The organism is Azospirillum sp. (assembly GCF_035627195.1).
In the GTDB taxonomy this organism is placed as follows: domain Bacteria; phylum Pseudomonadota; class Alphaproteobacteria; order Azospirillales; family Azospirillaceae; genus Azospirillum.
Genome location: NZ_DASPMG010000324.1, coordinates 1 through 8271 on the forward strand (window position 1 = coordinate 1; position 8271 = coordinate 8271).

Annotated in this window: 10 protein-coding genes and 1 pseudogene; 6 read left to right on the top strand and 5 right to left on the bottom strand. The window is 72.1% G+C overall.

What is annotated here, in order from left to right:
- The 5 genes from VED21_RS29105 to VED21_RS29125 all read left to right on the top strand — a co-directional run.
- On the top strand, nucleotides 1-1242 hold a 1242-nt coding region (locus tag VED21_RS29105; protein ID WP_324888710.1), incomplete at its 5' end, for a flagellar hook-length control protein FliK.
- 180 nt (nucleotides 1243-1422) lie between these two features.
- Nucleotides 1423-2088, top strand: coding sequence for a flagellar hook assembly protein FlgD (locus tag VED21_RS29110; RefSeq protein WP_324888712.1), 666 nt, complete (start codon nucleotides 1423-1425; stop codon nucleotides 2086-2088).
- 108 nt (nucleotides 2089-2196) lie between these two features.
- A complete protein-coding gene (locus tag VED21_RS29115) occupies nucleotides 2197-3246 on the top strand; it encodes a hypothetical protein (protein ID WP_324888714.1) in 1050 nt (349 codons plus the stop codon).
- Nucleotides 3247-3309: 63 nt separating this feature from the next.
- Nucleotides 3310-3714 (top strand): hypothetical protein, encoded by a 405-nt coding sequence (locus VED21_RS29120; RefSeq protein WP_324888716.1) that lies wholly within the window; start codon nucleotides 3310-3312, stop codon nucleotides 3712-3714.
- 36 nt (nucleotides 3715-3750) lie between these two features.
- Nucleotides 3751-4086, top strand: a complete 336-nt coding sequence (locus tag VED21_RS29125) for a transcriptional regulator (RefSeq protein WP_324888717.1) — start codon at nucleotides 3751-3753, stop codon at nucleotides 4084-4086.
- Nucleotides 4087-4123: 37 nt separating this feature from the next.
- On the opposite strand, the gene VED21_RS29130 is transcribed toward VED21_RS29125, so the two are convergent.
- From VED21_RS29130 to flgF, 5 genes are read right to left on the bottom strand one after another with little or no spacing between them, the layout of a single operon-like run.
- The gene (locus tag VED21_RS29130) at nucleotides 4124-4615 is read right to left on the bottom strand and encodes a hypothetical protein (RefSeq protein ID WP_324888719.1); all 492 of its coding nucleotides are present in this window, start codon (nucleotides 4613-4615) and stop codon (nucleotides 4124-4126) included.
- A 10-nt stretch (nucleotides 4616-4625) separates the two neighbouring features.
- On the bottom strand, nucleotides 4626-5360 hold the full coding sequence (gene flgH / locus VED21_RS29135) for a flagellar basal body L-ring protein FlgH (protein ID WP_414638335.1): 735 nt from the start codon (nucleotides 5358-5360) through the stop codon (nucleotides 4626-4628).
- A gap of 15 nt (nucleotides 5361-5375) precedes the next feature.
- On the bottom strand, nucleotides 5376-6077 hold the full coding sequence (gene flgA / locus VED21_RS29140) for a flagellar basal body P-ring formation chaperone FlgA (RefSeq protein WP_324888721.1): 702 nt from the start codon (nucleotides 6075-6077) through the stop codon (nucleotides 5376-5378).
- Nucleotides 6078-6082: 5 nt separating this feature from the next.
- Nucleotides 6083-6868, bottom strand: a complete 786-nt coding sequence (gene flgG, locus VED21_RS29145; RefSeq protein ID WP_324888723.1) for a flagellar basal-body rod protein FlgG — start codon at nucleotides 6866-6868, stop codon at nucleotides 6083-6085.
- 18 nt (nucleotides 6869-6886) lie between these two features.
- Nucleotides 6887-7618 carry a flagellar basal-body rod protein FlgF gene (gene flgF, locus VED21_RS29150; protein ID WP_324888727.1) on the bottom strand — a complete coding sequence of 244 codons (732 nt, stop codon included), beginning with the start codon at nucleotides 7616-7618 and terminating at the stop codon, nucleotides 6887-6889.
- Nucleotides 7619-7762: 144 nt separating this feature from the next.
- Here flgF and VED21_RS29155 point away from each other — a divergent pair.
- Nucleotides 7763-8271: pseudogene (locus VED21_RS29155) on the top strand (hypothetical protein); the annotation flags it as partial.

Here is an 8271-nt window from a genome sequence, read left to right on the forward strand (position 1 = left end):
GACGCGCTGAGCGCCCCCGCCCCCGCCCCGCGCGACCCGCGCCCCGCCGCCCCGCCGTCGCGCGACGACGGCACCGCCGCCGACCGCCCCTTCGCCAGCCTGCTGGACGAAGCCGCCGAGCCGGAAAGCGACGCGGACGCCGACGCCAAGCCCCGCAAGGGCGGCGCCCCGGCCAGCGCCGACGCCGCACTGGCCGCCGTCCTCCCCTGGCTCGCCGGCCCCCCGCCGCAGCCGCCCACCCCGCCGGACGGCACGGCAACCGACAGCGCACCGGCCCTGACCGCCGCCGCGCCAACACCGGCCGCTCCCCCGCTCACGCCGCCAACCTCCGAACCGGCCACGCAAGCCCCGGCGCAACTCGCCGCCGCTCAACCCGCCGGCCCGCAACCGCCGGTGCCGCCCACCGCCGCACCGCAGCCCGCCGCCCCGGCGGAAGCGGCCCCCCAGGCCGACGCCGCACCACCCCCCACCACGCCGCAAACGGCACCGCCGCTGCCGGCCGCCACCGCCACCGAGGCGCCGCGCCCCACAGCACCCAGCGCGCCCGAGCGCAAGGCGACCACCGACGCCGCCGCACCGACGACGCCGGACGCCACCAACACCCCCACCCCGTCCCCCGCGCTCAACCCGGCCGCCATGACGGGCAACGGCGCCGGCAACGGCCAGACCGGCAACCAGCCCGGCAACGGCCAACCCGGCGGCAACCCGCCTTCCCCCGCGCCGGACGCGGTCTCGACCGCCGCCCCCACGGATGCCCTGCCTCCGCTGCCGCCCGCGCAGGCCGCCTCGCACTACGCCGCCACGGTGGCCGAGCACGCCGCCGCCACGCGCGCGCCAACCCCGTCCGCGCAGCTGGCCGCCCCGCTCGTCCGCGTGGCCGAGGCCGGCGGCGGCGAGTTCCAGATCGACCTGTCGCCGGCCGACCTGGGCCACGTCCGCGTGGTCGCCGAGGTGACCGACGGCCGCATCGCCCTGTCCGTCCAGGCCGAGCATGCCGACACGCTGGCCCTGCTGCGCCGCGACGTGCACCAGCTGGAACGCGCCCTGGCCGGCGCCGGCTTCGAACTGGACGGCGCCAGCCTGCAATTCTCCCTGCGCGGGGACGAGCAGCCGCGCGGCTTCGCCGGCTCCCACCCGGACGGCGGCGGCCGCCGCACCGCCTGGTTCGAGGACCCCGCCGCCCCCACCCCGCCCGAACGCGCCGCCGTCCTGATCGACGGCATCGTCGACGTCACGGTCTAAAAGCCCCTCTCCCCTTGAGGGAGAGGGGTTGGGGAGAGGGGGATTACGCCCGGCAGGGCGGAAAAGAGTCTTTGTCCGCCCTGCCGGGCGTAACGACCCCTCATCCCAACCCTTCTCCCTCAAGGGGAGAAGGGCTCCAAGCGAAGCGCAAACCACCCCAGCCATCCGGGAACCGCCCGCATGACCGCCACCACAGCGACCAACACCGCCACCACCACCACGGCCCGCACGGAAACCACCGCCGGCGAGAAGAAGGCCACCGTCGACTACGAGGCCTTCCTGAAGCTGCTCACCGCCCAGCTGCGCAACCAGGACCCGCTGGCGCCCATGGACGCCAGCCAGTTCATGGCGCAGCTCGCCCAGCTCTCCACCGTCGAACAGGGGGTGAAGACCAACGACACGCTGAAGCAGGTGCTGGAGACGCTGAAGAACAGCGGCATGCGCATGGACATGGCCTACCTCGGCCGCACGGTGGAGGCGGCGACCGACACGCTGTCCCTGTCCGGCGGCAAGGCCACCATGGCCTACGCGGTGGAGGGCAGTGCGGCGTCGGTGAAGATCGACGTGCTCGATTCCGCCGGCCGGACGGTCCACACCACCGCCGGTTCGCCGCAGGCCGGCCGGCAGGTCTTCACCTGGGACGGCAAGCGCAGCGACGGCACCACGGCCGCCGACGGCACCTACCACGTGCGCGTCACCGCCAAGGACAAGGCCGGCACGACGCTGAAGGCCGCCACCGTGGTGACCGACACGGTGAAGGAGGTGCGAACCGTCGACGGCGCCACCCAATTCCTCCTCAAGGGCGGCGCCACCGTCCGCGCCGAGGACATCCTGTCGGCGTCGTAAACGGCCGTCGGAACGCCCCGCCCCACAAAGCGTGAACTCGGCCGTTGACACTCTGCGTTTCAGAGTGTAATTCACTCTGCATCACAGAGTGAACGGGCGGAACGCTTCATGTCCGACAGCCTCTCCCAGCGCCTCGACTCCATCCACTCCATGCTCTCGGCCGGGCACCGCAACCTGCGGATCGAACGGCACACGCTGCTCCTCTGGGGGCTGATGGGGGCGGCGCTGCTCTTGCTCAGCGACCGCATCCTCACGCCGGCACAGTTCCCGGACGTGGCGCAGCAGGCGCTGGCGTGGCTGCTGCTGCTGGCCGTGTCGCTGGGCGGGGTGGCCGTGCTGGACTGGCACCTGACGCGGCGGATCAAGCGGCACCGGGACGAGGCGTGGTCCTTCATCCACCGGCAGGTGCTGAAGGTCTGGTGGCTGCTGATGGCGCTGGGCACGCTGATGACCTTCGCCACCTTCTTCTTCGGCGGCGGCTACATGGTGTGCGCGGCGTGGGTCGTCCTGCTCGGCCTCGGCCTCTACGTGCACGGCCTGTTCTCGGAGGAGCTGCTGGAGTGGGTCGGCGTGCTCGCCATCCTCACCGGCATCGCCAGCCTCGTTTCCCGGCTGGATTACGTCACCATCCGGCTGATCGCGGCGTCGGTGTTCGGGCTGGGAATGCCGCTGCTGGCGCTGATGCTCGACCGTGGGCGGTCGCGGCCGTCCTGGCAGCGCATGGCGCAGTCCTCCGCCTGGACGCTGGTGGTGCTGTCGGTGCCGCTCGCCGTGCAGCGCTACGGTGACTTCGGCGCCCCGGCCGAGGCGCCGGCCCTGACGCTCGACGCCTTCCGCAAGGGGGCCGGGGCGGAGGGCCGCCGCATCCTCACCCTGCCGGCGGGCACGCCGGTTCCCGTGGAGGTCCGCTTCGCCGGCAACCTCTTCCGCAACGATCCCGCCATCACCCTGCCCCTGACCCTCTCCAAGCCGGTGGAACTGGTGCTGGAGAACGGCGTGCCGACCGGCGAGGCCCGCTTCGACGGCGAGCCCTGGGCGCGCGGCACCGCCGGGCTGTGGCTCCATATCCCCAAGCTGGACGGCGCCCTCACGCCGGACCGCGGCCCGCTGGTCCGCGCCGTCGTGAACGCCAACACCGCGGCCGGCCGGCACGACTGACCCGCCGGCCTCCGTTTCCCCTCCCCTGATCCCAATCCCAATCCGATCCCAAGGAGATCACGCATGAAACCGATTCTGACCGCGGCCCTGCTGGCCGCCACGGCGACGCTCGCCGGCTGCGCGGGCCTGATGGCGCCGGGTGCGGACGAGATGGCGAAGGTTCCGGTCGTCCGCTATGGTGAGGCGGCACCGGCGGGCGGCGAGCACGTGCTGCTCTACCCGGCCGGGGCGCCGCTGCCGGTGGTGGCGTCGGTGTCCGGCTCGCTGCTGTCCAGGACGGGGGAGGCGCGGATGGAGGTCGCCACCAGCCGCGACGTCTACGTCTACAAGAACTGGCTGAGCTTCGACGGCAAGAACTGGATGTCCGGCACCCAGGCGGTCGGCGGCGAGTTCGCCATCACGCTGCCCGGCGAGAAGGACAGCAAGGCGCCCGGCACCATGTCGGCGCGCTTCGACCTCAAACCCTGACCCTCCAACCCCCAACCTCACATTAAGGGACCGGCCGTGGACACGCTCGACCCTCTGCTGCACCAGCCGCTGCGCACGCAGATCGCCGCCTTCCTGGCCGGTGCCGGCGAGGCGACCTTCACCGAGCTGAGGCAGCGGCTGGAGGTGTCGGACGGCAACCTCGAATCGCACCTCAAGAAGCTGATCGGGGCGGGGTACGTGTCGGTCCGCAAGCACAGCGGCGAGGGCCGGCCGCAATCCAGCTACGCCCTCACCCCCCTCGGCCGCGAGGCGCTGCAAGGCTACATCGCCGCCTTGCAGCGCCTGCTGCCGCTGGACAACGCCCCGGTCCCCGCACCGGCGTCCCCGCTGCTGAGGCCGCGCACCCAGTGATGCCACCGGGCGGACGTACGGACACATCCCCAACTCGTCATGCCCGCGTGTTCTCCTGCCGCAACAGGCGGTCGAGAAGCACCGCCTTCACCAGCTCGCTCCCCAGCTGCTCGTTCGCGGCCTGCTTCAGCGTGCGCGCGGCCGCCGCCGGATCCACCGACGGGCCATCGAACGCGCCGGACCCAGCCAGCCCGAACAGCCCCTGCAGCAGCGCGTTGCGCGCGTGCGGCAGGCGGCGGCGGATCAGGTTGGCCTGATCGGCGCTCGCCGCCTCCAGCGTGATCTGCGCCAGGATGAAGGCCGTCGTCCGCCCGTCCGCCAGGACCGGCACCATCAGCTGCCCGATGTCCACGTAGAACGGCCCGGCCGCCTCGGCGCCCGGCGCCGTCCCCTGCGCGGAACCCGGAGCCGGAGCCGCCGCCGCGGCCTCGCTGTACAGCTGGAACCGGCCCAGGCCGTATCCGGCCCCGGCCGCCAGCGCGGCGCAGATGGCGACCACGCCGGCCTTCCTCACGACGGCGGACGCCATATCCGCCTCCTCAGAACGGCAGGATGACGTCCAGCACCTGCTGGCCGTAGCGGGGCTGCTGCACGTCGGTGATCTGGCCGCGCCCGCCGTAGGTGATGCGCGCCTCGGCGATCTTGTCGTAATCGATGGTGTTCACGTTGGTGACGTCCTCCGGCCGGATGACGCCGGCGATGCGCATCTCGCGCAGTTCGTAGTTCACCCGCACCTCCTGGCGCCCGGCGATGACGAAGTTGCCGTTGGGCAGCACCTCGGTCACCACGGCGGCGACGCGCATGGCGATGCGCTCGTTGCGCTGGATGGTGCCGTTGCCGGCCGACGAGCTGGTGCTGTCCAGGTCCACGAGGCTGGATGGGTTCACCGCGTCGGGCAGCACCGCCGGCAGCCGGCTCTCCAGCCCGAAGAAGCTGGGCAGACCCGCCTTCTCGGCGTTGGTGCGCTGGCGCTGCGTCTGGTTCTGCATCTGCGCCTGGTCGGCGATGTTGATGATCACCGTCAGCAGGTCGCCCACCTGCTTGGCGCGCGGGTCGCGGAAGAAGTTGCGCGATCCCGTCCGCCACAGCGAACTCGGCACCTGGTCGGCCGGCAGCGCCTGCGGCATGGGCATGGAGATCACGCGCGCCTCCGGCGCCATCGCCGGGTTGGAGATCTCCGACAAGGCCGGCGGGTTGCCGATGTTGGACAGCCGGCCGCAGCCGGCCAACGCCAGCGACGCCGCGATCACCGCAACCAGGGGCTTGCGCATCATGGGTTCCTCGAAGAATCAGGGTTTGGCCGAAACGGCCTGCGGCCCGGCGACGGTGACCGTCTGCGGCCCGGTGATGGTGCCGGTGACGACGATGCTGCTGGCGACGTTCATCACCCGCACCGTGTCGCCCACCCCGCCGTCCTGCAGCGCCCGCCCGCGCGCCGCCAGCAGCAGCGGCCCGTCCTCGTAGACGAGGCTGACCGGCTTGTTGCGCTGGACCACCACCGGGGCGCCCACCGACGCCGTCTGGATCAGCCGGCCCGGCGGCAATGCCCGCCGGCTGGCCAAGCCGATCAATGCGTCGCGCGAGGTGGCGACGGTGTCGCCCAGCCGTTCCATGGGCATGGGCAGGGTGGTCAGGTCGCCCCCGCCGATCACCTCGCCGGGCAGTATGCGGCGCGTCGGCACCGGCACGTCCACGGTGATGTCCGCCTTGCCCTTCAGCTCGACGATGCGGCCCCCGCTGCTGACCAGTGCCCGCACCTGCCCGCCGCGCGGGTCGTAGGCAAGGTCGCGCACCGCCTCCACCTCGCCGCCGAAGGGCGCGGTCAGCGTCAGCGCCACGTGCGCGCCGGCCGGCACCGCCCCACCCAGCGTCGCCGCCAGCTCGCGCGCCAGCAGCGCCTCCACCGGGCTTTCGGCCAGCGCCGGACCCGCCAGCACCGGACCCGCCAGCACCGCCATCGCCAGACCGGCCCACCACCTGCGGGAAGCCATGATGCTCACCGCATGTTGGAGAGGGTGGAGGCCATCTGGTCGCCCGCCTCCACCGCCTTGGCGTTCATCTCGTACGCGCGCTGGGCGGAGATCAGTTCGGTGATTTCCTGCACCACGTTGACGTTGGAGGACTCCAGGTACTTTTGCCGGATGGTGCCGAACCCCGCCTGCCCGGCCGCACCGTCCTGCGGCTCGCCCGACGCCGGGGTGGCGCGGTACAGGTTGTCGCCCAGCGCCTCCAGGCCCGAATCGTTGACGAACACCGTCATCACCATCTGGCCCAGCGTGCGCGGCTTGGCCTGCCCGTCCACGTACGCCTGCACCTCGCCGGACTTGCTGATGGCGATCTCGCGGGTACCCTGCGGCACCGTCACCTCCGGCATGATGGGGTAGCCGTCGGCGTTCACGATGGTGCCCTCGGGCGACAGCTTGAAGCTGCCGGCGCGGGTGTAGGCGGTGTCGCCGCCCGGCAGGCGCACGTTGAAATAGCCGCGCCCCTCGATCGCCACGTCCAGCTCGTTGCCGGTGGAGGTGAGGTTGCCGTTGGTGTTGATGCGGTTCACCGCCGCCGCGCGCACGCCCAGGCCCACCTCGATGCCGGTCGGCACGATGGTGCCGGCGTCGGTGGACTGGCTGCCCTGGCGCCGTTCGGACTGGTACATCAGGTCCTGGAACTCGGCGCGGGCGCGCTTATACGACGTCGTATTGATGTTGGCGATGTTGTTGGAGATGACCTCGACGTTCAGCTGCTGGGCCATCATGCCGGTGGAGGCGATGCTGAGCACGCGCATGGGCGGAAACTCCTGGATTTATGCGGATTTGCCGAGGCGGTTGATGGCGGCGCGCAGCAGGTCCTGCCCGTCCTCCACCATGCGCGTCACGGCCTGGTAGTCGCGCGACAGGTCCATCATCCGCGTCACCTCGGCGATGCCCTGGACGTTGGACTGTTCGATCTTGCCCTGGACGGTGCGGGTGTCCGGCGCCGGCAGCGGATCGACGCCCGGATCGGCGGCGAACAGCACGTCGCCGGTCTGGCGCAGCTGCTGCGGGTCGTCGAAGCGCACGACGCGCAGCCGCGCCACCATCTGGTCGTCGGCCGACACCAGCCCGTCGGTGCCGATGGTCAGCACGCTGCTGTCCGACGCGATCATGATCGGCTGCCGGTTGTCGTCCAGCACCGGGAAGCCGCCGGCCGTCACCAGCTGCCCGTCGGCGTCGCGGCGCAGGCGGCCGTCGCGGGTGAAGCGGTCGCCGTCCGGCGTGCGCACCTGGAACCAGCCGTCGCCGTCCAGCGCCACGTCGAACGGGTTGCCGGTGGCCGTGAAGCCGCCGGGGCGCAGGTCGGTGTAGGTGGCGCGGTCGATGGTGAAGGCGATCTGGTCATTGGGCCGCTTGCCGCCCGGCTGCATGGCCGCCTCGAACAGCGTGCGCTCGGCCCGGAAGCCGGCAGTGTTCATGTTGGCGACGTTGTTGGCGACCACCTCCAGCTGCCGCCTCAGCGCCACCTGCCGCGACAGCCCGATGTAAAGGGGACTCTCCATCGCCGACCACCTCAAGTTTGAACCCGGCCTTAACCTAGACACGGCAGTTTAAAGCCAGGTTTCAACCTGACGGGCCGCCGCGAATGCCTGCTGGCATTCGAAAGGCCTTTGTCGGCTATTTGGATAAAATCCAGGATACTTGCCATGACCGTCGCCATGGATCGCCGCACGCTGGCCCTGCTGCTGATGACCACCGCGCTTTGCGCCACCCACCCTGCCGACGCCCAGCAGCCGGTGCGCGTGCAGGTCGGCGACCATGCGGAGCACACCCGCCTCGTGCTGGTCACCCCGGACGCCAAGCCCGTGGTCGACGCCGGCACCTGCGGCGGCCGCTTCACCCTGCCCGGCGCCGTGCCGTGGCCGGTGGAACAGCTGAACGCCACCTACACCCGGCGCCTGTCCGGCTACGCCACCGCCGACGGCGGGCGCAGCCTGACGGTGCAGTGGCCCTGCGGCGCCCGCATCGCCACCCGGCGCGAGCGCGCCCTGACCATCGTCGACGTCGCCCCGCCCCCCGTCCCCGCGCGCAAGCCCGGCGCCCCGCCCGCCCCGGAGATTCCGGTGGCCGAGACGCCCCCGCCACCGCCCCCAAGCGGTCTGGCCGCCGCGCTGAACCCCATCTCCACCGCGCAGGCGCAGCCCCTCCCCACCCC

Excerpts from the sequence above, each read along its gene's own strand:
- VED21_RS29110 (WP_324888712.1), top strand. The coding sequence starts at position 1,423 with ATGACCGCCACCACAGCGACCAACACCGCCACCACCACCACGGCCCGC.
- VED21_RS29115 (WP_324888714.1), top strand. The coding sequence starts at position 2,197 with ATGTCCGACAGCCTCTCCCAGCGCCTCGACTCCATCCACTCCATGCTC.
- VED21_RS29120 (WP_324888716.1), top strand. The coding sequence starts at position 3,310 with ATGAAACCGATTCTGACCGCGGCCCTGCTGGCCGCCACGGCGACGCTC.
- VED21_RS29130 (WP_324888719.1), bottom strand. The coding sequence starts at position 4,615 with ATGGCGTCCGCCGTCGTGAGGAAGGCCGGCGTGGTCGCCATCTGCGCC.
- flgH (WP_414638335.1), bottom strand. The coding sequence starts at position 5,360 with ATGATGCGCAAGCCCCTGGTTGCGGTGATCGCGGCGTCGCTGGCGTTG.
- flgA (WP_324888721.1), bottom strand. The coding sequence starts at position 6,077 with ATGGCTTCCCGCAGGTGGTGGGCCGGTCTGGCGATGGCGGTGCTGGCG.
- flgG (WP_324888723.1), bottom strand. The coding sequence starts at position 6,868 with ATGCGCGTGCTCAGCATCGCCTCCACCGGCATGATGGCCCAGCAGCTG.
- flgF (WP_324888727.1), bottom strand. The coding sequence starts at position 7,618 with ATGGAGAGTCCCCTTTACATCGGGCTGTCGCGGCAGGTGGCGCTGAGG.